Source organism: Blastococcus mobilis (assembly GCF_900188025.1).
Taxonomy (GTDB): domain Bacteria; phylum Actinomycetota; class Actinomycetes; order Mycobacteriales; family Geodermatophilaceae; genus Blastococcus_B; species Blastococcus_B mobilis.
The window spans coordinates 1-25,308 of sequence record NZ_FZNO01000039.1 but is presented as its reverse complement, the minus strand read 5'-3'; the positions used below and the strand labels follow the sequence as shown (position 1 = coordinate 25,308).

Here is a 25,308-nt window from a genome sequence, read left to right as displayed (position 1 = left end):
TCGCACGCACCGCCCGCCGCCCCGCTGTGCCGCGCGCACAGGTCCGCCTCCACCACGGCTCGTAGCTTGCGATGGCCTTGCTGGACCGCCCAGGAGTGAAGGGAGTCTTCATGACCCGGTACCGAGTCTCGATGGACATCGGGGGCACGTTCACCGACGTCGTCACCTACGACGACGTGGCCGGTGTGTTCGCGGCGACCAAGGCCTCGACGACACCCGGCAACCTCAGCGAGGGGGTGCTCGCCGGCCTCGACTCGGTCGTCGAGCAGCCCTCCGACATCGACTTCCTCGTGCACGGCACGACCCAGGGGCTCAACGCCTTCCTCGAGCGCCGCGGCGTTCCGGTGCTGCTGCTGGGGACCGCCGGCGTCGAGGACAGCTACCACATCGCCCGCGGTCCGCGGACGCGCCTGTACGACCTGCACTACCGCAAGCCGACCCCGCTGGTGCCGCGCCGGGACGTGCTGGGCATAGGCGGCCGGATCGCCGCCGACGGCGGCGAGCTCGAGCCGCTGGACGAGGACGCCGTGCGTGCCGCCGCCGGGACGGTGCGCGAGCGCGGGCTGGGCGCGGTCGCCATCGCCTTCCTGTTCAGCTACAAGAACCCGGCCCACGAGCTGCGGGCCCGGGACATCCTGCTCGAGGAGCTCGGCGACGGCTTCACCGTCTCCGTCTCCCACGAGGCCGCGAAGGAGTGGCGCGAGTACGAGCGCACCTCCTCGGCCGTCATCGAGGCCTACACCGGCCCGGTGGTGCGCAGCTACCTCGAGGACCTGGAGAAGCGGCTGGCCGACCGCGGCCTGGCCGTGCCGCTGCACGTCATGCAGTCCTCCGGCGGCGTCCTGACCGCAGAATCGGCACGTCGGCGCCCGCTGCAGACGCTGCTGTCCGGACCGGTCGGTGGGGCCATCGCGTGCGCCGAGCTGTCCCGCCGGACCGGCCGGCCGCACCTCATCGGCGTGGACATGGGCGGCACGTCCTTCGACGTCTCCCTCGTCGTCGAAGGCGAGCCCGACGTCTCGGCCGAGGCGAAGCTCGAGGGCCTGCCGATGCTCATGAGCATCGTCAACATCCACACCGTCGGCGCCGGTGGCGGCTCGGTGGCCTGGGCGGAAGCCGGCGGCCTGCGCGTCGGCCCGCGTTCCGCAGGCGCACGGCCGGGGCCGGCGTGCTACGGGCGGGGGGGCACGGAGCCGACCGTCACCGACGCGAACCTGCTGCTGGGTCGGATCGACCCGAAGGGCTTCGCCGGCGGCCAGATGACGCTGGACGTCGGTGCCGCCGAGGCGGCTGTGACCGAGCTGGCCGCCGAATTCGGTCTCTCTCCCCTCGGCATGGCCGAAGGCATCTGCGACGTGGCGAACTCCACGATGGCGCAGGCCATCCGCACCATCACGGTGTCCCGCGGCATCGACCCGCGTGAGTCCGCGCTGGTCGCCTTCGGCGGCGCCGGCCCGATGCACGCGGTGTTCCTGGCCCGTGAGCTCGGCATCGTGGAGACCATCGTGCCGAGTTTCCCGGGCACCTTCTCGGCCTGGGGGATGCTGCAGACCCGGATCCGGCAGGACTACACCGAGCCGTACTTCTTCCTCGACGATGACCTCGACGGCGCGGACATGTCGGCCGCGTTGCACCGGATGGAGGCCGTCGGTCTCGACGCCCTGGCGCACGAGGGCGTGAGCGACGACGCCCGGGGCGCCACCCACGCGGTCGACGTCCGGTACGCCGCCCAGGAGTACACGCTCACCGTCCCGCTGCGGGACGCCGACGAGCCGACCGACCCCGGCTTCGTGACCGCGGTGGCCGAGCGCTTCGCCGAGTTGCACGAGTCGCGGTACGGGCACGCGAACCTCGGTGCGCCGGTCGAGTTCGTCACCCTGCGCACCACCGCGTTCGGCGACCTCGGCCGGCCGGCGCCACAGAGATGGCCGGTCGCCGACTCCCAGACGTTCCCCTACGAGGTCCGCGAGGTCGTCTGCGGCGGCGAGGGTCGCGACACGATGGTCGTCCGGCGCGACGACCTGCTGGTGGGCCACACCTTCGCCGGGCCCGCAGTGGTCGTGGAGGACACCGCGACGACCGTCGTGCCGCCCGGCTACACCGTGACCGTCGATGACATCGGGTCGCTCGTCATCCGAGAGAAGGACGCCAAGTGACCGCTACCGTGGGCATCGACCCCGTCACCGTGGAGATCCTCCGCAACGCGCTGAACTCCGCGGCCGAGGACATGAACGCGACCCTCATCCGGTCGGCGTACACGCCGATCATCTACGAGGGCGGGGACTGCGTCGTCGCGCTGCTCGACGCCGAGCACCAGGTCCTGGGGCAGTCGGCGGGGCTGCCCATCTTCCTGGGCAACCTGGAGGCCTGCACCCGGGCCACCGAGGAACGCTTCGGTCGCGACGTGTGGCAGCCCGGCGACGTGTGGATCCTCAACGACAGCTACCTGGGCGGCACGCACCTCAACGACGTCACGATCTTCGGGCCGGTCTTCGTCGGGCAGACCCTCGTCGGCTTCACCGCCTCGCGCGCCCACTGGATCGACGTCGGGTCCAAGGATCCCGGCGGCTCGATGGACTCGATCTCGATCTTCCAGGAAGGACTGCGCCTGGGCCCGCAGAAGCTGGTGGCCGGTGGCGTGGACGAGCGGGCCGTCATCGACACGATCTCCACCAACGTCCGCTTCCCGTACCCGACGACCGGGGACATGCACGCCATGATCGCCTGCATCAAGATGGGCGAGAAGCGGCTGCAGGAGCTGGTCGAGCGATTCGGCCTGGAGACCCTGGAGCTGGCCCGGGACGAGATCTTCCGGCAGACCGAGCTGCTGGAGCGGGCGATGATCGCGGAGATCCCCGACGGCGTGTACACCGCCGAGGGCGTGCTGGACAACGACGGGGTCGACCTGGACAGCCCGATCCCGATCCGGCTGAAGATCACCGTGACCGGCGAGGAGATCGACTTCGACGTCACCGAGTCCGCCGACCAGACCGTCGGGCCGGTCAACTGCGGGGTCTCCCAGGCGGTGTCAGCGCTGCGGGTGGGGTACAAGCTGCTGGTCAGCCCGGATCTGCCGGGCAACGGCGGCTCGTTCCGCTCGATGACCACCCAAGTGCGCGAGGGATCGGTGCTCGGCGCCCGCTCCCCCGCGGCCTGCCAGTGGTACTTCTCCCACCTCGGCCTCCTCATCGACATGGTGGCCCGCGCGCTCGCGCCGGCGTTGCCCGACCACGTGGCCGGGGCCAGCCACGGCGATTCCATGATCATCCTCACCGCCGGGGTCGACCCGCGGGTGGACCGGGAGTTCGTCAGCCTGGAAGCCACCGTCGGCGGCTGGGGCGCCTGGAACGGCTCGGACGGCGAGACTGCACTGATCAACAACGTCAACGGCTCGCTCAAGGACATCCCGATCGAGGTGCACGAGACCCGCTACCCGTGGCGGATCACCGAGTACCGGATCCGGCCGGACTCCGGCGGCGCCGGCCGCTGGCGCGGCGGCAACGGCGTCGTCCGCACCTACGAGGCACAGACCGACCTGTCGGTCTCGCTCTGGTTCGAGCGCTCCCGGCAGCCGGCGTGGGGCTTGTTCGGCGGAGACGACGCCATCGGTCCCGAGGTGATCGTCAACCCGGGCCGGGACGACGAGCGGCGGCTCCTCAAGGTCAACGGCATGCGGCTGCGGAAGGGCGACGTGGTGCGCTGCGCGACCGGCGGTGGCGGTGGCTACGGCGACGCCGTCGAGCGCTCGGCCCAGGACGTCCGGGCCGACGTGCTGGACCGCAACATCACCGCAGGGACGGCACTCACCCGGTACGGGATCGGCGAGCAGTGACCGGCTCCTGACCGGAGGGGCCGGACGGGCGTGCGTCCGGCCGGCCCCTCCTGGTCAGGCCGTCTCGTTACCCGTCCGGCCCTGGTCGTCGGCCAGCGACGCGAGGGCGTGGCACAGCACGTGCAGCGAGAGCCGCTGGCCCGGGTCCTCGAAGTCGAGTCCCAGCTGCCGCGCCCGCGCCACCCGGGTCAGCACGGTGTTGCGGTGCACGCCCAGCCGCTGCGACGCCTGGCTGAGCGACCCGCCGCAGTCGAGCACGGCCAGCACGGTGTCGACCAGCGTGCTGCGGTCCTTGGCGGCCATCAGGTCCTGCAGGCACAGGTCGGCGACCTGGGCGATCTCCGCCGTGGGCAGCCACGCCAGTGCCGCCGGCGGGCCGACCTGGTCGAACCACTGCACCGCGCCGGGCCCGGAGTCGCGGGCGACGTGGGCCGCCAGCCGGGCTTCGGCGACGGACCGCATCAGCCCCGCGACACCCCGCACCGGGCGGCCGACGCCGATCACCAGTCCGTGGGCGGCCGCGGTCTCCCGGAAGCCGGTCAGCGTCGGGCGCAGCACCGTGACGTCGTCGGCGTCGCTGGTGCTGCACCAGGAGATCCAGCCGTCGTCCTCGGCCACCAGCGGCCAGGTCGGCCGGGCCCGCAGCCAGGCCGCCCGCACCAGTTCGGTGAGCTGCTCCGGCGGCGGGCCCACCGGGCGCAGCGGCGCCAGCCACACCGCCCGGTTGAATCCGTCGACGTGCCAGCCGAGGTCGATGGTCCACGGCGGTGCCTCGATCTCGGCGCCGACCCGGTCGGTCGACGGCGGTTCACCGACCAGCTGACGGAGCAGCCCGAAGCCCGCCTGCTCGTGCGCGGCGCGCTGTGCGCTGTTGAGCCGGGCCTGGGCCAGGGAGGCGAGCAGGGCCGGGCGGGCCAGCCGGAGGAGCGCCTCGACCTGCCGCGCGGCCCCGGGGACCCGGGCTGGGACGGCGGCGACCAGCTGTGCCCACGGCCGCTCCCCCGGCCCCTTGACGTCCACCTCCACCTGCTCGGCGTCCGGGCTCTCGACCAGCGCGGCGGCGCGACCGGCGAGCACGGCATCACCGACCACGAGGGCGACCGGCACGGGGTCCAGTTCGCCGTTCAGTGCGCTCAGCACCGCCCGGGTGCTGCTCTCCTCGGCCAGCCGCTCGGCGAACAGCGCCTGGCGCAGCGCCCGGGCGGCATCCGGCGCGCTGACCTGGCCGGCGAGCTGGAGCGCCACCTCGACCGGCTGCTCGTCGATGACGACCAGGGTCATGTTCAGCCGCTGCGCGAGGGCGGCGCTGGACGGGCCGGCCACCGAGCGGGCGACCACCACCGCCGAGGCGTTGCGCTCCCACGCCAGGTGCAGCGCGGCCGCCAGCGACCAGCCGCCGGCCGCGGCATCGGCGTGCAGCACCACGAGCGAGTGCGGCGAGCTGCGCCGCAGCCGGTCGATCGTCTCGGCGACGACGACCTGCTCCACCGGACGGGCGGGATCGGCCAGGTGCAGCACCTCCCCGGCGGCCAGCGGTGCGATGCGCACCAGCTCGGCCAGCGTGATCGGCAGCGTTCCGGGCAGCGCGGAGCCGCGGGGCCGACTCATCGGCGCCGGGGGTGGTCGAGGCCGATGCCGTGCGAGCCCAGGCCCACCATGGCCATCCCCTCCGCCGAGTACCAGACGGCCTCCGCCGGGGTCACCAGGACGTCTATCAGGTCGCCCGGCTCGAGGCTGTCCAGGCTGGCGACCTCCCCGCGCGAGACGTCGAACAGGCACAGCAGATCGGGCACAGCGGCGACGAGCCGGCCGTCGGCGAATACGGCGACGATCTCGCTGCGCAGCTCGAGCCGGAGCTGCCGGCGCTGCCCGCCGCTCTCCTCCAGCACCAGGCTGGACGGGTGGCCGGGGATCGTCACGTCGTTGGGCCGGCTGAGGTGCTCGAGCTCCACGATCCGCCCTCGGCCGATCCGGCTGCACCCGGTGATGGCGGCGAGCCGCGCCACGAGCACGTCCGGAGTAGGGCGCTCCAGCAGCAGCCGACCGACGTTGAGCAGCCGGGAGACGGTGCCTGGCAGTGCGGCCCGGCGGAGCACTTCGGCGGTCGTCGGGTAGGCGGCGAGCGCGGCCCAGCCGCCGAGGGTGTCGACGTTGGCCCGCAGCAACCGGTCGGCACGGGGACCGATCTGCACGTCGATGAGCACGCTCTCCCCGGTCGGCCCGTGCGCCACCAGAGGCGTCGGCGAGAGGCCCGCCAGGTACATGGCGGTGTGGTGGATGAGGGCGTAGGTGCGACCCATCCCGTCGGCGTCCAGCAGCGGGACCCCCAGCTGCGCGGCAGCCACCACCGGCACCAGGGCGCTCACCGTCGCAGCGGCGAGGGGGTAGACGGCACCGAAGGGCGCCCCCTGCAGCCGCTCGATCCGCTGGACGGCGAGCTGGAACTCGTCCCCCGCCGGCGGCAGGTCGGCCAACGCGGAGCCGGAGCCGACCACGCACAGCGCGACGCACCGGGTGTTCGGTGGCATCGCCTCCGGACGCCGCAGGGACACCGGGCCGTTGCGGTCCAGCAGCCCGGTCAGCCAGGAGGTCAGAGGGGACTTGTAGGCGTCGCCGACCGCCGGCGCGTAGAACCTGGCGCCCTCGTACAGGGCGGGCACGTCGTCGGCCGAGATCGAGGTGCTCGCGCCGAGATAGCCCCCGGCGGTCGCGGCGTGCGCGGTGCTCATGGCGCGACCTCGAGCGGGTGCTCCGGCCCCACCGCCGCGCCGGGCACGAACGTCTCCGACGCCCCGGCCACGCGCACCCGGATGCGCACCGTCCCCGACGGGCTGTATGGCACCGCGACGATCGAGGACTCGATCAGGTACGAGGTCCCAGGGGCGGCCCCGTTGGCCGTGACCATCGCCGCGGCGCGCTCCTCGGCCTCCCGGCGCGCGCCGGCGAGGCGGGCGGCGGACCCGATGTAGGCGATCTCGTCCACCCACCCGGTCGGCTGGCTCGTGGCCGCGCCCGCGCACACCCGCTCGTACGGGTCGCCGTCGGCGACGACGATCGGGAGGTCGGTGACCCGCAGGACCTGCCCGCCGTCCGCGCCGCCCGGCTCCGGCGCCAGCACGGCGGTCGGGACGACGAGCGCCGTGCCCAGCTCCACGAGCTGGGCCGACCGCACGACCGGCAGGCCCCGCCGCACGTCCCCCGCGACCTGGCCCTCCGGTCGCCGCAGGAGGACCCGGCAGTCCTCGTGCGCCGCCATGTGCGCGGCACCGCACAGCTCTGCGGCGTCCGCGGCACCCAGCGCGACCGACGGCCGGGCGCGCACCGGCGAGGGCGTGCTGAACCCGCCGTCACCCCGCGCCACCCTCAGCGGGACGCCCGGCGCGTGCCGCTCCAGCGCGGCCTCCCAGCGGGTGAACAGGGCGTCGGTGAGCTGCCCGAGGGTGCAGTCGAGGACGACGGTGGCCTCCCGGGCGATGAGACCCTGGCCACCGAAGTCGCTGGCGGCCGAGATCCGGGCGCCCGGGACGGCGGCCTGCACCGCGTCGGCGACCGCTCGCTCGTGCTCGGGCCGGGCCTGGGAGCCGGCCGCGACGACGGCCAGGTGCCGCGCGTCGGTCTGGACGAGCTCGGCGCACACCGCGGCCAACATGGCCTCGTCCAGCGGCCGCAGCTCGTTGCCCAGCAGGTCGTGCCCGCCCGCCACGGTCCACCGGTGGCTGATCAGCCGTTCCACGAACCGAGCCGGCGACCGGGCCAGCTCGGGATCGTCGGCCGGCCGCGGAACGACCCGCACGACGGCGACCAGCGGCAGCGACGGCCGGGCCCCGACCACCGCGTCGAGCAGCACTGCGGAGACGTCGACGGTGACCGCCCGCAGCGCGTTCGGCCCCGCCGCGTCGGTGGCGGTGCGGACGATCGCCGCCATCAGCGCGTCGACGTCCTGGGTCGGCGGCCGGCGCACCGGGAGCACCGCCCCCTCGACGACGACGACGGCCCGCGAGCCGTCGGGGCGCATGCTGACCCCGGCGCTCGCGGACCGCCCGGCAGCCGTGATCACGACCGCAGGCTAACCGCGCCTCAGCGGCGGCGGCGCAGCCAGCGGTCGATGCCGACCGCCAGCAGGATCAGGACGCCCGTCACCACCTGCTGGTAGGTCGTGTCCCAGCCGAGCAGGTTGAACCCGTTGCCGATCAGCGTGAGGATCAGCGCGCCGACGACGCCGCGCCAGACGGCCCCCTCGCCGCCGAGGATGCTGGTGCCGCCGATGACGGCGGCGGCGATCGCCGTCAGCTCGATGCCCGTGGCCATGCTCGACTGCGCCGAGCCGGCCCGGGACGCCAGGATGAGGCCGGCCAGGGCCGAGCAGATCCCGCTGATCATGTAGGCCGAGACGTGCACCGACCCGACCCGGATGCCGGACAACCGGGCTGCCTCCGCGTTGCCGCCGACCGCGTAGATCCGACGGCCGAAGGTGGTCGCGGCGATGAGGACGGCGATGATCCCGACCACGACGACGAAGACGATCGTCGCCGAGGTGAGGCCGAACAGCGACGGCCAGGTCAGCATGCCAAACTGCTCGGCCTGCTCGGTCAGCGGGTAGAGGATCGCCGCGCCCGTCACGACCACCGCCAGGCCGCGGTAGATGATGCTGGTCGCCAGGGTGGCGATGAACGAGTTCACCCCACTGCGCACCACGATGGTGCCGGTGATCAGGCCGAGCAGCGCCCCGGCCACGACCGCGGCGACGAAGCCGACGAACACGTTGGTGTGCTGCACCACCAGTACACCGATGATCGCCGACAGCGCGAGGGTGGCGCTGGCGGTCAGGTCGAAGACCCCGCTGATGATGCAGACGGTTGCACCGGTGGCGAGCAGGCCCACCACGGCGACCTGGTCGAGGAGGTTGACCAGGTTCCCCGAGGTCAGGAACGTGTCGGTGCTGAGCGACAGCGCCACGACTATCGCGACCAGGGCGGCCAGGATGCCGTAGTCGCGGACCCGTACCCCCTTGCGCTGCTCGACCTCGCCCTTGGACGGTGCCGGAGTCCCGGTCGTGGGTGCGGCTTCGACGGTCACGCGTGTTCTCCTTCGTCTCCGAACGCGGCGCTGATGACGACCTCGCGGTCGACCCCGCGCGAAAAGGTGCCGACCGGGCGGCCGTGCCGCAGCACCAGCACCCGGTGGGAGAGGGCGAGCAGCTCCTCGATCTCGGAGGAGACGCAGACGACGGCCATGCCGCCGGCGGCCAGCTCGGTGATGAGGTGGTGGATCTGGGACTTGGCGGCGACGTCCACGCCGCGGGTGGGCTCGTCGATGAGCAGGATCTTCGGGGAGCGGCTCAGCCACTTGGCGAACAGCGCCTTCTGCTGGTTGCCACCGGAGAGGGTCTCGACGGCGGCGTCGGTACGGGCCGCCCGGATGTCGACCGACCTGGACACCTGGGCCACCGCGGAGCGCTCGGCCGCCGGACGGACGAACGGGCCTGCCCGACGGGAGCTGAGCGAGGCCAGTGCGATGTTCTCGCGCACCGACCGCATCATGACGAGGCCCTGTTCCTTGCGTGACTCGGGGACCAGGGCGATGCCGGCGTCCATGGCCCGGCGGGGCGTGAGCCGGGTGAGCTCCTCACCGTCGACCGAGACCACTCCGGCGTCGGCCGCGTCGGCGCCGAAGAGCAGGCGCAGCGTCTCGGTGCGCCCGCTGCCGACCAGGCCGGCGATGCCGAGCACCTCACCGGCGCGGACCTCCAGGTCGACGTCGGAGACGATGCCCCGGTTCAGCCCGCGGGCGGAGAGCCGGACGGGGGCATCGGCCGGCACCGGTGCCGGCTCAGGGTAGAGGACGTCGAGCTCCCGGCCGACCATGTGCCGGACCAGCGACCCCGGCGTCTGCTCGGCGGCGTCCCCGGTGAGCACCAGCTCGCCGTCCCGCAGCACGGTGACCCGGTCGGCGACGCTGAGCACCTCGTCGAGGAAGTGCGACACCAGCAGAACCGTGGTGCCCCCGGTGGCCAGCCGGCGGATCAGCGCGAGCAGATTGGCCTTCTCGTGCTCGGCGAGCACGGCGGTGGGCTCGTCCAGGGCCAGCACCCGGGCCCCCCGGGCGAGCGAGCGCAGGATCTCCACCTGCTGCTGGGTGCCGATGGGCAGCCCGTCGACCCGCGCCCCGGGGTCGACGTCGAAGCCGGTGACCTCGATGAGCTCGTCGAACCGGCGGCGATCCGCCCTGCTCCGCAGGAGCCCGGCGCGGTGCGACCACCGGGCGAGGAAGACGTTGTCGAGAACCGACAGCGCCGGCACCAGCGCACCCTCCTGGGAGATCAGACTGATGCCGTGCGCGATGGCGTCGCGCGGGTTGCCGAGCGCGACTGGGTCGCCGTCGAAGCTCAGCGTCCCCTCGTCGGCGCGGATGGCCCCGCCGAGGATCTTGAGCAGGGTGCTCTTGCCGGCGCCGTTCTCCCCCACCAGGCTGTGCACCTCGCCGGGGGCGATGTCCAGGTCGATGCCCCGGAGCACGCTGACGCCGCTGTAGCTCTTGCCGACCCCGCGCACCGCGATGGCCGGCGCGGGCAGAGGCGTGTGTGTCATGGCCCAGCTCCTGTTCCGGTGCCGTACGGCCACGGTCCGGGAGCCGTGGCGGAGCTCCCGGACCGTGGCGACGAAGGGGTCAGTCGGAGTAGTCGGCGGTCTTGCCGGCCAGTGTTTCCTTGGTGCCCAGGCAGTCGTAGTCGGTCAGCTCTTCGCAGGCCACCGTGGACTCCGGGACGTCCTCCCCGCGGGCGGCAGCGAGCCCCAGCTCGGCGGCCTTGGCGCCCTCCTGCTTCTCCGGCAGGGCGTAGGTGCCGTACCACCTGCCGGCCTGCACGGCCTCGTACGCCTGGGTGGAGGCACCGTTGCCGACGAAGGTGATGTTCTTCCCCTCGGCGAGCGGGGCCGCGCCGCCGATGGCCTGCGCTGACCCGATGACCACGTCGACCTCGGGGTGCGCCTGGAGCAGGTTCTGCATGGCCGCACGGCCGGTATCGGCGGTGTAGCCACCGACCAGGTTCGAGATCACCGTGACGCCCCCGGCCTCGAGGGCGTCGACGGCCGCCTCGGTGCGGGCGGCGTCCAGCGGGTAGTTCTCGAAACCCTGCAGGTAGGCGACCGTGCAGTCGCCGTCGGTTACCGTCGGGCAGGCGTCCAGCGCCATCTTCGCCAGCCCCTCCCCGTTCACGGTGGGCGGGTCGATGATGGTGATGGTGCCCTCCACCTGCGGCTCGGCGGTGCTGTAGTCGCCGCCGACCGGGGTGAACTCGACCACCACGGTGATGCCGGCCGCGACCGCCTGCCTGACCGGATTGACCATCGCGGTGCCGTCGTTGGCCTGCACGATCACGACGTCGTAGGCCTTCGAGGTGATGGCGTCCTGGAGCTGGTTCACCTGCGTCGGGCCGTCGAAGTTCGAGTCGATGAACGTCGCCGTGGCGTTGTTCTCGGCGGCGACCTCCTGGATGCCCGCCCAGGTCGCCTGGGCGAAGCTGTTCGCCTTGGCGAAGCCGAAGAAGCCGATGCTCAGCTCCTCGTCGGCGCCGGCCGCGGTCGCGTTCGCCGATCCGCTGTCCGCGCCGTCGGCGGGATTGCTGCAGGCGGCGACGGCGGCGGCGACGGCCGCCGTCACTCCGATCGTCGTGAGGCGGGACCTTCTCTTCACTGACTGCTCCTCTGGCTGGGTGTGGTGCCGGGGGGAACGGGTGGGGACGGGAGGGTGGGACGGTCGACGCTCACCGAGCCGGGACGGGCTCGAACACGCCGCCAACGACGGGCTCGTCCGACTCGGTGTCCAACAGGTCGGCGAGCTGCCGGGACACGGCCGCGCGCCACGGGTCCTGAACCCACCGCTGGTAGTCCTCGGCCCCGTCCCAGTCAGCGATGACCAGGTGCGTGACCGACCCTCCGTCGATGGCCCTGAGCAGGACCGCGTCCCGGCAGCCTGGGAACTCACGGGCGCGCTCGAGGATCTGCTGGTCCGCGTAGAAGGCCTCCAGCGCACCGGTGTCGCCACCGGCCGCCCGGAGCGACAGGACACTGCGGATCACGTGCACTCCCCTGGGGTCAGGTCGTCGAGTGGGGGAATGCTGTCCGGGGCGGAAAGGGGCGGGTTGTGCGCTCCGCACAGCCGCCGTCGGCCCGACTGTGCACGTGCCCGGAGCCGCAACCAGGCTTCCAGGATCCTCCCGAGGACCTGTTGACACCCCCTCCGGCGCTGTGTCAGCGTGACCGCGCTCGGCCGTGCCAACCGGCCGTGCTCCAACGCCGACTCCCCCCGCGCGGACCCCTGGTCCGTGGGACAGCGGGACCTGGGACCGGCTGCACACCTGCACGTTCCAGCACGACTGCGCGGGCCGGGGCTCGCCGTCGACTGTCGACTGCCGGGTGCTCCCTCCTCGTACGACCGGTCGCCCGCGCGCCGCGCGGGCCGGCCGGCCTCCGTTCCGCGTACCTGCACCGGGGCCGCGGTAGGCACGAAAGGCGAACCCACATGTCCCGCTCCAGCCGCGTCGCCATCGACGTCGGCGGCACCTTCACCGACGTGGTGGAGCTGCTTCCCGACACCGGCGAACTGCGCTTCGACAAAGTCCCCACCACCCCGGCCGAGCCCACCGCGGGCGTGCTCGACGCCTTCGGCGTGACCGAGTCCGAGCTCTCCGACGTCACGATGTTCACCCACGGCACCACGCTGGGGCTCAACGCCCTGCTCACCCGCACCGGAGCCCGTACGGCGGTGATCGGCACGCTGGGCTTCCGCGACGTCTACCTGCTGGGCCGCACGGACCGCCGGACCAATTACGACATCACCTACCGGCCGCCGGCGCCGTTGCTGGAGCGCTACGACACCTTCGAGGTCCCCGAGCGCAGTCTGTTCGACGGCTCGGTGCACCGTCCACTGGACGTGGCCGCGGCCCGCGAGGTCGCCGCCACCGTGGCCGAGCGGGGCTACGACTCGGTCGCCGTCGCCTTCCTGCACGCCTACGCAAACCCCGAGCACGAGCTGCGGATGCGCGAGATCCTCGCCGAGGTCGCGCCGCAGGTGGTCGTGACGCTGTCGCACGAGCTCTCCCGCGAGTACCGCGAGTACGAGCGGACCAGCACCGCGGTGCTCGACGCGTACGTCAAGCCGATCGTCCGGCGGTACCTGCAGACCCTCGAGGGCCAGCTGGCCGACGGCGGCTTCGGCGGCCGTTTCCTGATGACCCGGTCCGGCGGCGGTGCGATGACCGCCAGCTCGGCCCGCGAGCAACCGGTGAGCCTGATCCTGTCCGGGCCGGCCGGCGGGGTCATCGGCGCCGCCGCGTTCTCGCAGCTGATCGGTGAGCCGAACCTGATCACCATCGACATGGGCGGCACCAGCCTCGACGCCTCGCTGATCGTCGACGGCGCCCCGGTGCTGCACCAGGGCGCCGAGTTCGAGGGCCTGCCGATCAACACGCCGTCGCTGTACATCCACACCATCGGGGCCGGCGGTGGCTCCATCGCCTGGCTGGACGGCGCGGGCGCCCTCCAGGTGGGTCCGCAGAGCGCCGGAGCCGCCCCCGGTCCGGCGTCCTACGGCCGTGGCGGCACGCAGCCCACCTTCACCGACGCCGCCCTGGCGATCGGGTACCTGGGCACGGGCAGCCCGCTGGGCGGCCGGCTGACCCTCCAGCTGGACCCGGCCACGGCGGCCCTCGCCCCCATCGCCGAGCAGTTGGGCCTGAGCACCGAGGCGCTGGCCCGCGGGATCGTCCGGATCTCCACGACGAAGATCATGGGCGCCGTCCGGGCCATCACCGTGGAGGTCGGCCGCGACCCCAAGGACTTCGCGCTGCTCTCCTTCGGCGGGGGCGGGGGGCTGGTCGCGGTCGACGTCGCGCACGAGCTCGGCATCCCCACGGTGATCGTGCCACCGGGCCAGGGGGCGTTCTCCGCTTTCGGCATGCTCATGGCCGACGTGCAGCACGACTTCTCCCGCACCGCCGTGACCCCGCTGGCCGACGTGGACCAGGCCACCCTCGACGCGGCGTACGGACCGATGACCGCCGAGGCGGAGACGGTGCTCGCCGGCGAGGGCTTCGCCCCTGACCTGCAGGTGCTCACCCGCAGCGTGGACGTCCGGTACAGCGGCCAGGAGCACTCGGTGACCGTGCCGGTCCCCGATGGCGTGGTCGACGTCGCCACCGAGGTGCAGAAGCTCTTCACGGAGCTGCACGAACGGCAGTACGGGCACGTCATGGAGGACCCCATCGAGGTCACCACCATGCGGCTGCGCGCAACGGGCGCGGTCGGGAAGCCGACCCTGCCGGTGCTGCCCACCCGCTCCGGCCCGACGCCGGCGCCCGAGGGACACCGCAACGTCCACCTGTCGGAGTCGCAGCCGGCGGTCCCCTACGCGCTCTACACCCGGGAGCAGCTGCTCAACGGGGACGAGATCAGCGGGCCGGCGGTCATCTCCGAGCACACCGCGACCACCGTCATCCACGCCGGGGACGCCCTCCGGGTGGGCACGCACGGAGAAATGGTCATCAGCATCGGCACCGAGGGAAGGGCCTGACCATGACGAGCACCACCACCGAGCCGGTGACCACCGACTCCATCACCACCGACTCGGACACCATCGACTCCATCACCACCGAGATCATCCGGCACGGCCTGCTCGCCAGCGCCGAGGAGATGGCCCGCAACCTGTGCCGGACGGCGTACAACACCGTCGTCTACGAGATCCACGACTACGGCATCGGCCTCCACGACGCCGCCGGCGACGTCGTGGCCGACGCACCCGGGATCGCGGTCTTCACCCGGGGCAACGACCACGGCATCAAGGAGGCGATCGATTTCCTGGGCACGGACAAGATGAACCCGGGTGACGTCTTCCTGCTCAACTTCCCGTACTGGTCCTCGGCGCACACCCTGGACCCGCTGATGTTCGCCCCTATCCACGTCGGCACCCAGCTGATCGGTTTCGCCTCCTGCCGGATCCACGTGCTGGACCTCAAGCAAAAGGACCCGGGCTACGTCCTGGACTCCACGGACATGTCCCAGGAAGGCATCTTCTTCCCGGCCACCAAGCTCTACCGGGCCGGCGAGCCGAACGAGGACGTCTTCAACATCATCAAGTTCAACAGCCGGCTGCCCGAGCGGACCATCGGTGACATGCAGGCCCAGGTCTCCGCCTGCGTGACCGGGGTGCGGCGGACCCAGGAGATCGCGGCCAAGTACGGCACCGAGACCCTCCTGGCCGCCATGCGGGCGATCAACGACCACGGCGAGCGGCTGGCCCGGCTGGCGCTGGCGAAGATGCCCAAGGGCACCTGGACGGCGCACGACTTCGTCGACTCCGACGGCGTCGACCTGGACCGCATGATCAAGATGAACGTCACGGTCACCGTCACCGACGAGGAGATGGTCATCGACTGGACCGGCAGCGAGCGGGACGTGCGGGGGCCGATCAACCTGCCGGTGGGCCAGACCGAGGCGTTCTGCAGCCTCATCTTCAAGGCGCTGACCACACCGGAGACCTCGGTGGTGGCCGGCAACTTCCGGCCGCTGCGGGTGGTCACCGAGCGCGGCTCGGTGATGCACGCCGTCCCGCCGATGCCCACCTTCACCCTGTGGACGGCGCTGATCGGCGGCGAGGTCGTGCTGAAGGCGCTGGCCCAGGGCATGCCGGACGTCGTCCCGGCCTGCTCCGGTGGGGACGTCTGCTCCATGATGGGCCTGGGCGTCAACCCACGGAACGGCGAGAACTGGCTGGAGGCCACCAACGAGGCCGTCGGCTTCGGCGGGCACGCCGGCGGCGACGGCGCGGACGGGATCATGCACCTGTCCGAGCCGGGCTGCCGGAACAACCCGGTGGAGGTGTTGGAGACCAAGTCGCCGATGTTCATCGAGTCCTACGGCTACCGGCCCGACACCGGCGGTGCCGGCCGGCACCGGGGCGGGGTCGGTGTGAGCCGGGTGTACCGGTTCACCGCTCCGACCACCGGAATCTGCCTGGTCTACAAGACCAAGACCAAGCCGTGGGCGGTGCTCGGCGGCCTGGAGGGCGACAACAACCACGTGGTGCTCAACCCGGGAACCCCGCGGGAGGTCGTGCAGGGCGGCAGCTACAACCACCTCGAGACCGGCGACGTGCTGGCCAACAACACCGGTGGTGGTGGCGGCTACGGCAACCCCTTGGAGCGCGAGCCGGAGCTGATCGCCCGCGACGTGCGCAACGGCTTCGTCTCCGTGGCGGCCGCGGAACGGGACTACGGCGTGGTCGTCGACGCGCACACCTTCACCGTCGACGTCGACGCCACCGCCAGGCTGCGGACGGCGGGCGCGTGACGTCCCTGTCCATCGTCAACGGCCTGGTGTTCGACGGTGTCTCCGACGAGCTGGCCGAGGGCCCGGTGCACGTCGTCGACGGGGAGATCGTCTCCGTCGGCGGCGTGCCCCGGCCGGCCGACCGGGTGGTCGACGCTCGAGGCCGGACGGTGCTGCCCGGGCTCATCGACGCGCACTGCCACGCCTACGGGATCTCGCTGGAGATGTTCGCCATCGAGACGCGGCCGCTGAGCTACGTCGCGCTGGCGGCGAGCCGGCGGCTCGCCGGTGCGCTGGCCCGCGGCTTCACCACGATCCGTGACCCGTCGGGTGGTGACGCCGGGCTGGCGCGGGCGATCACCGAGGGGCTGATCCCCTCCCCCCGCTACCTGTGGACCGGGGCCGCGCTCAGCCAGACGGGCGGCCACGGCGACGTACGAGGTCCGGACACCGACTTCTGCGGTTGTCACGCCCACACGGTCGAGGTCGTCGACGGGGTAGACCCGCTGCGCCGGGCAGTGCGCGACCGCTTCCGCCGCGGCGCGCACGCGATCAAGATCATGGCATCGGGCGGGGTCGTCTCACTCACCGACCCGATCCGGATCCCGCAGTACTCGGCCGAGGAGGTGCGGGCGGTCAGCGACGAGGCGACCCGGCGGGGCAGCTACGTGGCCGCGCACGCCTACTCCCCCGAGGCGATCCGGCACGCGGTGGCCAACGGGGTCCGCAGCATCGAGCACGGCAACCTGCTCGACGCCGAGACGGCGAAGGTGATGGCCGCCGCCGGGGCCTTCCTGGTGCCGACCCTGGGCACCTACGAGGCGATGGAGCGCCGGGGCGGGGAGCTGGGCATGGCCGACGTCTCCCGGGCGAAGAACCGCGAGGTCCTCGACGCCGGCCGGAGCGCGGTGGAGCTCGCCCGGGCCGCCGGCGTCCGGGTGGGCTTCGGCACCGACCTGATGGGCGTGCTGGAGGACGAGCAGCTCACCGGCCTGCGCGTGCAGGTGGAGGTCGACGGCCCTCTGCTCGCGCTGCAGTCGGCGACCTCGGTGAACGCCGACCTGCTGGGCCGGCCCGACCTCGGGCGGGTGCAGGCCGGCGCGGCCGCGGACCTGCTCATCGTCGACGGCAACCCGCTCGAGGACCCGGCGGTGCTGTGGGGCTCCCCGGCCGGGCGCACCGTCGTCCAGGCCGGCACTGTCCTGCCGGGCTGACGCGGCTGAGTGGAGTGCCAGGGGCGGGAACCGCGCCCTGGCACTCCACTCAGAGGCCGTGGGCGGCGGTGAGGAGGGGCATTGCCTGGAACGGAACGCCGCGCCCGTCCGGCCGCGTCCAGTGCACCGTGACCTCGTCGAACCCGAGAGCGGCCAACCGGCCCAGGGTGTCGGCATAGCGTTCGGCGCTCTGGAACGGCCACTGCACCTCCAGCCCGAACTGGACGATGCGACGCAGCGCGTCCGGTGCCCGGCCCTGCTCGGCCAGGACGTCGGTCAGCCCCTGCGACTGCTCGGCCAGCGCGGTGAACCAGTCGGCCGGCTCCACCTGCGGGCCGTAGGGGCCGTAGGTCACCCACGCCTGCCCGTACCGGGCGGCCAGCCTCAGCGCCTTCGGGCCGGTCGCGGCGACGGTGAACGGCAGCCTCGGCTGTTGCACGCAGCCTGGGAGCTGGTGGGCGTCGATCGCGCTGAACCGCTCGCCGCGCACGGTGGTCACCGGTTGGCGCAGCAATGTGTCGAGCAGTCCGAGCCACTCGGCGAAGCGGTCGGACCGCTCGCGGAGGGTGCGCTTCGGCTGGCCCAGCACGGTCGCGTCCGGTCCTTCGGTGCCGGCGCCGAGGCCCACCTCCAGCCGGCCGCCGGTGAGCTGGTCGATCGTCATCAGCTCCTTGGCGAAGGGCACCGGGTGGCGGAAGTTCGGGGTGGCCACCTGGGTGCCGAGCCGCACCCGGTCGGTGCGCATCGCGGCGGCGGCCAGCAGCGGCACCGCGCCGTACCAGGGGCTGTCGGCCAGCAGCGGCCAGGTCAGGTGGTCGTAGGTCCACACCGTCCGCACCCCGGCGTCCTCGGCGGCGCGCACGTCGTCGATGAACGCGGTGGTCGGGTGCCGGTCCGGGAGGACCAGAGCCGACAGGTGCAGTGCCGTGCTCATGACGACGTCCCCTCGACCTGCCCTGCCCAGCTGCCCCGTACGTGGCCGATGTGCTGGTACATCAACTGCTCCAGCCCCGCGCGATCACAGGTTTCGATGCGTCGAGGTCCACCTCCGGGCCGGGCTGCGACAGCGCGGTGGCGATCAGGACGCCAGGCCAGGGAGTACCGGCGGCGGTCATGGGTGCTCCGATCGGACGAGGACGGATCGACGGAGTCGGGGCCGTGTGCCCGGTCCGGACAACTACGCCGCCCGGACAATTTCATATTGCATATGTCTGGACAACGACGAGAAGAGAATCAGACGTGACGTGCACCGCCCGGCCCGGCCCGCGAGAGATCTGGCTCGCCTACGACGAGGCGTCCAACCGCGGCGACCACGACGCGGCCGCCGCGTTCGTCGCGCCCGACCTCGCGGTGCTGGTCAACGGCGTTCCGGCGCTCTCCTCGGTGGCGGAGGACCGCGCGGTCCAGACCGAGTTGATCCGCTGCTACCCCGACTACGCCCGTAGCTTCGTCGGCGCGCTGGAGGACGGCGACTCCGCCGCAATCGAGTGGCGCATGCACGGCACACCGGCCCCTGGCGTCGACCTACCGCCGCTGGACGTGCCGGGCTGCTCCGTGGTGCGCTGCCGGGACGGCCGGATCGTCGAGGCGCGGCTCTACCACCCGACGGGCGCACTGGACCGGGTCGCCGACCGCGCGCTCGGTCGGGACTGACGAGCATGACCGGGGCCCGATCGCTCGTGACACGACGGGGGCCGGGAAGGGCAAACTGCTCGTCTCGGACAAGGAGCCTGGCCCCAGAACTGGACTTCGCCCTGCTCTCACACCGCGTCTGGGATGCCAACCAGTACGGGTCAAGCCACCGCGAAGGGCTTTGGTCAGCAAACCCTCTGGCCAGAGCCTAGTGGAGCTCCCCTGTCCAGCTTCGGGTGATCAGGGGGTGACCAGATAACGGGACACTGGGGATGAAGTGGGGTCGGTTAGCTCGGCTACCCGATCACAGCTCGACTAGCTGCGGTTGGCTCCCCCAATTGCACTCGAACCAATAACCCTGCGATTGTCCGGTCGGACGCGTCCACCACTTCTCCTGCATGACGAACTGCCCCCTGAGCCCGTGGTTCGCCCCCACCACGAGACCGTTGTGGACCTTTCCACGCCCCCGCTGACCGGTAATTTCTGGGGACAGAATGGGGCTAAGGTGGGGCGCCATGGGACGTCCCCCGCTGGCCCTGGCACCGCCGGCGCCATCCGCTGCTACAAGACCGAGACCGGCTACCGCGCCCGCGTCCTGGTCCGGGACTACGACGGCGCGGTCCGCGCCGTCGAACGCCGCGGACCCACCAAAGCCGCCGCCGAACGCACCCTGAAGAACGCCCTGCGCGACCGCGCCGACATCCAGGCCGGCGGCGAGATCACCGCCGACAGCCGGGTGTCCGCCCTGGCCGAGGCCTGGTACGCCGGACTGGCCGACCTGTCACCGGTGACCATGCAGGCCTACCGCGACCGGCTCGATCTGCAGATCCTGCCGGGCCTGGGTCGGCTGCGGTCCGCGAGCTCCGCATCGGCGTCCTCGACCGGCACCTCCGGCTGGTCGCCGACATTCACCAGCCCGGACCGGGTCCGGGACGTGCTGCACAACTTCAACACCGACGGCTTCGACTCGCTCTACTCGCGCTACGCCGGCGGGCGGCCACCGAAGTTCGACCTCAAGCAGCGGGCGAAGATCAAGCAGATCGCGCTGAGCCGGCCGGTCGATCACGACCTGCCGTTCTCGGTGTGGAGCCTGTCCAAGCTGGCCGACTTTCTGGTCGCCGAGGGGGTGGTCGACGACATCTCCCACGAGGGCCTACGGGCGTTGCTGCGTGAGGAGGACGTCAGCTTTCACGCGGTGAAGACCTTCACGGCCAGCACCGACCCGGACTACGACGCCAAGACCACCCGGGTGCTGGAGCTCTACGCGATCGCCGACGGCACCGCCGCTGCCGGCCCGAATGACCCAACGGTGGTGTTCTGCGTGGATGAGTTCGGACCGCTGAACCTGCAGCCCCACCCGGGCAAGCAGTGGGCGCCGGTCGCGGTCGGCAAGGGCGATCCGGCCGCTCCCCGGCGGCGCCGGCGGCGGGCGACCTACACCCGCCCGCACGGCGTGCGGCACCTCATGGCGGGCCTGGACCTGGCCCGGGACAAGCTCTACGGCCACGTCACCCGGCGCAAGGGCCGCACCCGATTCCTCGCCTTCTGCCGCTACCTGCGCTCGCTCTACCCGCCTGGCGTGCGCATCGCGATCGTCTGCGACAACTTCAGCCCACACCTGTCCACCCGCTCCGACTCCCGGGTCGGGGCGTGGGCCACGACCAACAACGTCGAGATCGCCTACACGCCGTTCTACGGCTCCTGGCTCAACCGGATCGAGCCGCAGTTCACCGCGCTGCGCTACGTCACCCTCGACGGCACCGACCACACGACCCCCCGCGAGCAGGCGCGCATGATCCGCCGCTACATCGCCTGGCGAAACGGACACGCCACCGACCCAAAGCTCCGCAAGGTGGTCAAGCGGGCCTCAACCATCAAGCGGGCGAAGGCTGCCTGACCGGGCAGTAGTCGCAGCCGAAGACGCCACGGCCGCATGCCACGACAGCATCGGCGCGTCCTTGACCGGACCGGTGACGTGGCCCGCCCTGCCAGTGCCGCCCGCCGACCCCGCCACGGAAATCGCGCGCGACCCGGAGTGGTCGACGCGTCGGCGCACCTGTCGGATGACCCGCCGTGCGGTTCCACCGCGCGGGAGACTGGGCACCGTGCCCTCGGGAGCGACGTTGCTGCTCGTCCTGGACCTGGTCGGAACCTTCGCCTTCGCGCTGAACGGCGCGCTGACCGCCCTGCGGGCGGCGCGGCTGGACATCGTCGGGGTGGTCACCCTCGGCATGATCACCGCGGTCGGCGGGGGGACCATCCGCGACGTCCTGCTGGACAGCCTGCCCCCGGCCACGTTCGCCGACTGGCGCTACTACGCCGTGGCCGCCGCAGGCGGCCTGATCGCCTTTTTCCTCGGTCGCCGCCTGGACCGGCTCAACACCCCGATCACCGTGCTGGACGCCGTGGGACTGGCGCTGTTCGCGGTCACCGGCGCCACCAAGGCGATCGGTCTGGGCTTCGGCCCGGAACAGGCGGTCATCGTCGGCACGATCACCGCGGTCGGCGGCGGCACGATCCGCGACGTCCTGGTCCGGCAGATCCCCTCGGTTCTCAGCAGCGGGTTCTACGCCATTCCTGCGCTGATCGGCGCCACCGCGGCGGTCGTCGCCAGCCTGCTCGGTGCCGGCGGGACCCTCGCCACCGTCGGCGCCGCCGTCCTGTGCTTCGTCATCCGCATGGTCGGCGTCCGTTACGACCTCAACGCTCCTTACCCGCTCGCACCTCCGGAGCCGGCCCGCGACGACGACGAGTGACCGGCACCGTCCCGATGTCAGGCCGCCAGCCAGGCCAGCGCGGCGACCACCAGCGCCTGCGTACCCGTGTTCAGCGTCGGTTGGATGACCGGCGCAAAAGTCGCGGAGTGGTTGACCGGGATGTCCTCGGTGAGCCGGCCGGCCTGCGCTGCGTGCTCGTAGGTGTCCGGGTCGATGCCCCCGATGAACCAGTAGGTGTAGGGAACGCCCAGCGCGGTGGGGATGTCGCTGAAGTCCTCGCTGGCCGACTGCTGCCCGACCGGCCCGGCGTGGTCCCCGAAGGGGCCGGCGAACGCCGAGGCGACCCGGTCGGTGGTGGCGTCGTCGTTGTCGGTCAGCGGGAACCGGTCGAACAGCTCGAACTCCGGCTCCTTCGGGCAGTTCGAGGCCGCGCACTCGGCGCGGACGATCCGTTCGATGGCGTCGAGGACCGTGGTGCGGGTCGCGTCGGTGTAGGTGCGGACGTTGAGCTGCAGCACCGCCTGATCGGGGATCACGTTGCTCTTGGTGCCGGCCTGGATGCTGCCCACGGTGAGCACCGCGGTCTCCCCCGGCGGCACCTCCCGGGAGACGACGGCTTGCAGCCGGACCACGATCATCGCGGCCAGGACCACCGGATCCACCGCCGCCTGCGGCATCGAGCCGTGCGCGCCGCGCCCGTGCAGGGTGATCCGCATGCTGTCCGCCGCGGAGAGCGCCGGGCCGGGGCGGGTGCCGACCTGCCCCGCGGGAAGCGGCATCACGTGCTGGGCCAGTGCCACCTCGGGCGCCGGGATGAGGTCGGCGAGCCCGCCCTCGACCATCCCACGGGCGCCGTCGCCGGTCTCCTCGGCCGGCTGGAACAGCGCGATCAGCGTGCCGCCCCAGTGCTCGGTGCCGTCGGCGAGCAGCTGCGCAGCACCGGCCAGGCAGGCCACGTGCATGTCATGGCCGCAGGCGTGCATCACCGGCACCTCGTTGCCGTCGGCGTCGGTACTGGTCACCTCGCTGGCATAGGGCAGCTCGGTCGCCTCGCGCACCGGCAGGGCGTCCATGTCGGCCCGCAGCAGCACCGCAGGGCCCTCGCCGTTGCGCAGCAGCCCCACGACGCCGGTGCCGCCCACTCCCTCGTGTACCTCGTAGCCGGCCCCCCGCAGCCGGTCGGCGACCAGGCCCGCGGTCCGGTGCTCCTGGTGGGACAGCTCCGGGTGCTGATGGACGTCCCGGTACAGCTCCTCCTGCCATTCCCGCGTGCTCTCCAGGCCGGCCAGCACCGAGCCCACGGCCGAGTTCAACCCCATGGTTTCCCCCTTCGGACGACGGAGGTCGCGGCGACCCGCAGGTAGGAGACTCCGGGCTTCGGGGCTGCCATCACGAGGAAGTGCGTGAGTTTGACCCGGGGCGTCGCATCGGCCTCACCCGAAATGTCTCATCGGTCTCGCCGCGCCGCACATCCAAGGGGTCCTCGCCCCCGCCGGCCTTAGCGTCGAGTTCGGCGCGGGACGCCGTGGTACACATTGCCCATGGCGCGTCCTCTCCCGAGGCTCCGGGTCGAACGCATATCTGCCCCTGCTGAACCGCGGGCACTACGGGCAGCTCGCACTGCAACGCCGAACGTGACGAGATAATCCCGCTGGGCCACCGGGTCTGCGAGCGTCCCGCCTCGGGGGCTTGGCATCGACTCGCCACGCGTGGCCACTCCCGCCACGTCGTCCGCGGCGAGGGCGATGGCCCGCGCGGCGAGGGATGGGGTCACGGTGACGTGGTCCTCCCGTCGCCAGAGGACGAGGCCGGACGCTCAACCTCCCGTGGCGCCGCGGCGCGCGTCGCCGACTTCCTGCGCACCCGGGATGCCGCTGTCGCAGAGTGGTGCGACGCCGGGCGCGGTGCCGTGGTCAACGACTGGCCAACGAGCGCTCCTTCGCCGCGCTCTGCGGCGCCTCACCGATGCAGGCATCCTCCGGCAACACCCGCCGCTACCGGGTCAACCGCGGCGGCGAGCGCCAAGCCAACAGCGCTCTCTGGCGCATCATCCTGGTCCGGATGAAGACCCATCCACCGACTCGGGCTTACGTCGCCCGGCGGACCGCCGAAGGCATGGGCAAGCACGACATCATGCGCTGCCTCAAGCGCTACGCCGCCCGCGAGATCTACCACCACCTTAACTCGAGGACGCCCCCAGACAGGCACCTTCGCCTTCTGCCCGGCAGCAGTGGAGCAGCGCGCTGGCCAGCGCTTGGCACAAGAGGAGCGTCATCTCAGGTCCGCGACGGCCTGAGCGAGACCATCGTCCCTCAGCGCGCGACGTCGCATGGTCGAGCCTGCCCCGGGGCGTCCGGCACGTCCAGTTGGACCGGCCTGGTGGGAGCTCGTCCGGTGCGATGGGCTACAGACCGCGCCGGTGCAGCAGGTAGCCGAGGGCCGCAACGGCCGGCACCAGGGTTGCGGGGACCAGGTTGAGCGGCATGCCGGCCACGCGCGGTAGGTGCCCGGGCTCGTCCTCGACCGCGGTGCCAGGTGTGGCCAAAGCAGTGAAGAACGGCGCCCACGCGACCGCCGGCAGGAGCGCCGCGGTCTTCGCCGCCAGCTCCTGCTCGGCGGTGGAGGACGCCGGTCGCCACAGCAACCACAGCGCGAGCAGCTGAGCGCCGGCGACCGTGCCCCAGCCGGCCGCGCCGTGAAAACGGGCGTGCGGCGGCCAGTCCGGATGGAACACATGGGAGGCGTTCAGGTCCGCGCGCGCCGTGCCCACGATCGTGCCCACCGCGGTGCCGGTCAGCACCAACCGGCCTGTCCTCATCGCGTGCCTTCCTCTCCGCGTCGCCCTTGCACAGCGGCTGCGGGCGCAGCCTCCGATGCTGCGCTCACCGCAGCCGACCACCAGACGGGCGGCGGCGCAGCCAAACTGCCAAGGCCGCGTCCGCCGAGGAGCGACGGCGCCAGGTCACCAGCGTCGGCTATGCCCGACCGCAAGACCAGGCCCCGCCTCAGACGTCTCCAGTCCGTTCAATCGCGGTGCGAACGGTCCGCTCCCACGCCCCACCGCGCGGCCACCATCCGGATTCCTGCGATGCACAGCGCCGCTCACGACAAGCACGCGCACCAGCCGCGGCTCCTCCCCCTCCACGCTCGACCGAGGAGCCCTGGCTGTGCAGGTCGGTGCGACAGGCACTGGAGGATGAGCGCGTCGGGCTAGAGGACACATTCCTACGGTCCGCGGGCGTGATGTCGCCGCACAAGCTGACCGCCGGACGTGCGCGAGCACGTGCAGACTGGCGGGACTCGGTGCCGGTGGAGCCCGGTGTGGCAGGTGTCGGCGGTGACGCCTTGGGCGCCGGGCACCGTGGTCGGGTAGCCCAGACTGCTCTACGTAGCGCTCACCCACGGCCGCAGCGGCAACTACCCACACCTGGTCACCGTCGGGGACGGGGACCCGCACAGCATCGTCACCCCCGCCGCGGTGTCCCCGGACAGCGTTAGGGCGTGTCTCACCGATCTTGACCGGCGGGTTCGGTAGGCCTGGTGTGTGCGCGATCGTCACGATCTGACTGATGTGGAGTGGGCCCGGCTGG

19 protein-coding genes are annotated in these 25,308 nt (G+C 72.3%); 9 read left to right on the top strand and 10 right to left on the bottom strand.

The window, feature by feature from the left end; genetic code table 11:
- The first annotated feature begins 110 nt into the window (after positions 1-110).
- Together CHB94_RS22575 and CHB94_RS22570 are read left to right on the top strand one after the other, a co-directional pair.
- Positions 111-2,156 (top strand): hydantoinase/oxoprolinase family protein, encoded by a 2,046-nt coding sequence (locus tag CHB94_RS22575; protein ID WP_176445697.1) that lies wholly within the window; start codon positions 111-113, stop codon positions 2,154-2,156.
- Complete coding sequence (locus tag CHB94_RS22570) at positions 2,153-3,832, top strand: hydantoinase B/oxoprolinase family protein (RefSeq protein WP_089338804.1); 1,680 nt, start codon at positions 2,153-2,155, stop codon at positions 3,830-3,832. The genes CHB94_RS22575 and CHB94_RS22570 overlap by 4 nt, the downstream gene beginning before the upstream one ends.
- A 54-nt stretch (positions 3,833-3,886) precedes the next feature.
- Here CHB94_RS22570 and CHB94_RS22565 read toward each other — a convergent pair whose 3' ends face one another.
- The 7 genes from CHB94_RS22565 to CHB94_RS22535 all read right to left on the bottom strand — a co-directional run bounded on the left by CHB94_RS22565 (position 3,887) and on the right by CHB94_RS22535 (position 11,909).
- Positions 3,887-5,440, bottom strand: coding sequence for a PucR family transcriptional regulator (locus tag CHB94_RS22565; RefSeq protein WP_089338803.1), 1,554 nt, complete (start codon positions 5,438-5,440; stop codon positions 3,887-3,889).
- Positions 5,437-6,561 carry a DUF917 domain-containing protein gene (locus tag CHB94_RS22560; protein ID WP_089338802.1) on the bottom strand — a complete coding sequence of 375 codons (1,125 nt, stop codon included), beginning with the start codon at positions 6,559-6,561 and terminating at the stop codon, positions 5,437-5,439. Before CHB94_RS22560 ends, CHB94_RS22565 begins: the two co-directional genes overlap by 4 nt.
- A complete protein-coding gene (locus tag CHB94_RS22555; RefSeq protein WP_089338801.1) occupies positions 6,558-7,889 on the bottom strand; it encodes a hydantoinase/oxoprolinase N-terminal domain-containing protein in 1,332 nt (443 codons plus the stop codon). The genes CHB94_RS22560 and CHB94_RS22555 overlap by 4 nt, the downstream gene beginning before the upstream one ends.
- Before the next feature lie 20 nt (positions 7,890-7,909).
- Positions 7,910-8,908, bottom strand: a complete 999-nt coding sequence (locus CHB94_RS22550) for an ABC transporter permease (RefSeq protein ID WP_089338800.1) — start codon at positions 8,906-8,908, stop codon at positions 7,910-7,912.
- Positions 8,905-10,419: a sugar ABC transporter ATP-binding protein gene (locus CHB94_RS22545; RefSeq protein WP_089338799.1), complete on the bottom strand. Its 1,515-nt coding sequence runs from the start codon at positions 10,417-10,419 to the stop codon at positions 8,905-8,907. The genes CHB94_RS22550 and CHB94_RS22545 overlap by 4 nt, the downstream gene beginning before the upstream one ends.
- Positions 10,420-10,498: 79 nt before the next feature.
- Entirely contained in the window at positions 10,499-11,524 is a 1,026-nt protein-coding gene (locus tag CHB94_RS22540) for a sugar ABC transporter substrate-binding protein (RefSeq protein WP_217899445.1), read from the bottom strand.
- Between the two features lie 70 nt (positions 11,525-11,594).
- On the bottom strand, positions 11,595-11,909 hold the full coding sequence (locus CHB94_RS22535; RefSeq protein WP_141137607.1) for an antibiotic biosynthesis monooxygenase family protein: 315 nt from the start codon (positions 11,907-11,909) through the stop codon (positions 11,595-11,597).
- 443 nt (positions 11,910-12,352) lie between these two features.
- Between CHB94_RS22535 and CHB94_RS22530 the strand changes: the two genes are divergently transcribed.
- The 3 genes from CHB94_RS22530 to CHB94_RS22520 are packed head-to-tail and all read left to right on the top strand — an operon-like array spanning position 12,353 to position 17,369.
- Positions 12,353-14,401 (top strand): hydantoinase/oxoprolinase family protein, encoded by a 2,049-nt coding sequence (locus tag CHB94_RS22530; RefSeq protein ID WP_089338797.1) that lies wholly within the window; start codon positions 12,353-12,355, stop codon positions 14,399-14,401.
- A 2-nt stretch (positions 14,402-14,403) separates the two neighbouring features.
- Complete coding sequence (locus CHB94_RS22525; protein ID WP_089338796.1) at positions 14,404-16,176, top strand: hydantoinase B/oxoprolinase family protein; 1,773 nt, start codon at positions 14,404-14,406, stop codon at positions 16,174-16,176.
- Entirely contained in the window at positions 16,173-17,369 is a 1,197-nt protein-coding gene (locus CHB94_RS22520) for a metal-dependent hydrolase family protein (RefSeq protein WP_089338795.1), read from the top strand. The genes CHB94_RS22525 and CHB94_RS22520 overlap by 4 nt, the downstream gene beginning before the upstream one ends.
- Before the next feature lie 49 nt (positions 17,370-17,418).
- Here the strand turns inward: CHB94_RS22520 and CHB94_RS22515 are convergent, their stop codons facing one another.
- Positions 17,419-18,303, bottom strand: coding sequence for an LLM class flavin-dependent oxidoreductase (locus CHB94_RS22515; RefSeq protein WP_089338794.1), 885 nt, complete (start codon positions 18,301-18,303; stop codon positions 17,419-17,421).
- 305 nt (positions 18,304-18,608) lie between these two features.
- Between CHB94_RS22515 and CHB94_RS22510 the strand changes: the two genes are divergently transcribed.
- The 3 genes from CHB94_RS22510 (at position 18,609) to CHB94_RS22500 (ending at position 21,757) form a co-directional block, all read left to right on the top strand.
- Positions 18,609-19,022 (top strand): nuclear transport factor 2 family protein, encoded by a 414-nt coding sequence (locus CHB94_RS22510; RefSeq protein WP_176445696.1) that lies wholly within the window; start codon positions 18,609-18,611, stop codon positions 19,020-19,022.
- A 484-nt stretch (positions 19,023-19,506) separates the two neighbouring features.
- Positions 19,507-20,898 (top strand): IS630 family transposase, encoded by a 1,392-nt coding sequence (locus tag CHB94_RS22505; protein WP_303395995.1) that lies wholly within the window; start codon positions 19,507-19,509, stop codon positions 20,896-20,898.
- A 208-nt stretch (positions 20,899-21,106) separates the two neighbouring features.
- Positions 21,107-21,757 carry a trimeric intracellular cation channel family protein gene (locus CHB94_RS22500; RefSeq protein WP_089338792.1) on the top strand — a complete coding sequence of 217 codons (651 nt, stop codon included), beginning with the start codon at positions 21,107-21,109 and terminating at the stop codon, positions 21,755-21,757.
- Positions 21,758-21,774: 17 nt separating this feature from the next.
- Here CHB94_RS22500 and CHB94_RS22495 read toward each other — a convergent pair whose 3' ends face one another.
- Positions 21,775-23,037, bottom strand: a complete 1,263-nt coding sequence (locus CHB94_RS22495; RefSeq protein WP_089338791.1) for an amidohydrolase — start codon at positions 23,035-23,037, stop codon at positions 21,775-21,777.
- 565 nt (positions 23,038-23,602) lie between these two features.
- On the opposite strand from CHB94_RS22495, the gene CHB94_RS26425 reads away from it, so the two are divergent.
- Complete coding sequence (locus tag CHB94_RS26425; RefSeq protein ID WP_368073875.1) at positions 23,603-24,196, top strand: transposase; 594 nt, start codon at positions 23,603-23,605, stop codon at positions 24,194-24,196.
- Here the strand turns inward: CHB94_RS26425 and CHB94_RS22485 are convergent.
- Positions 24,123-24,536: a DUF6640 family protein gene (locus tag CHB94_RS22485; protein WP_141137605.1), complete on the bottom strand. Its 414-nt coding sequence runs from the start codon at positions 24,534-24,536 to the stop codon at positions 24,123-24,125. The two genes, CHB94_RS26425 and CHB94_RS22485, sit on opposite strands and share 74 nt — an antisense overlap.
- Positions 24,537-25,308: the final 772 nt, after the last annotated feature.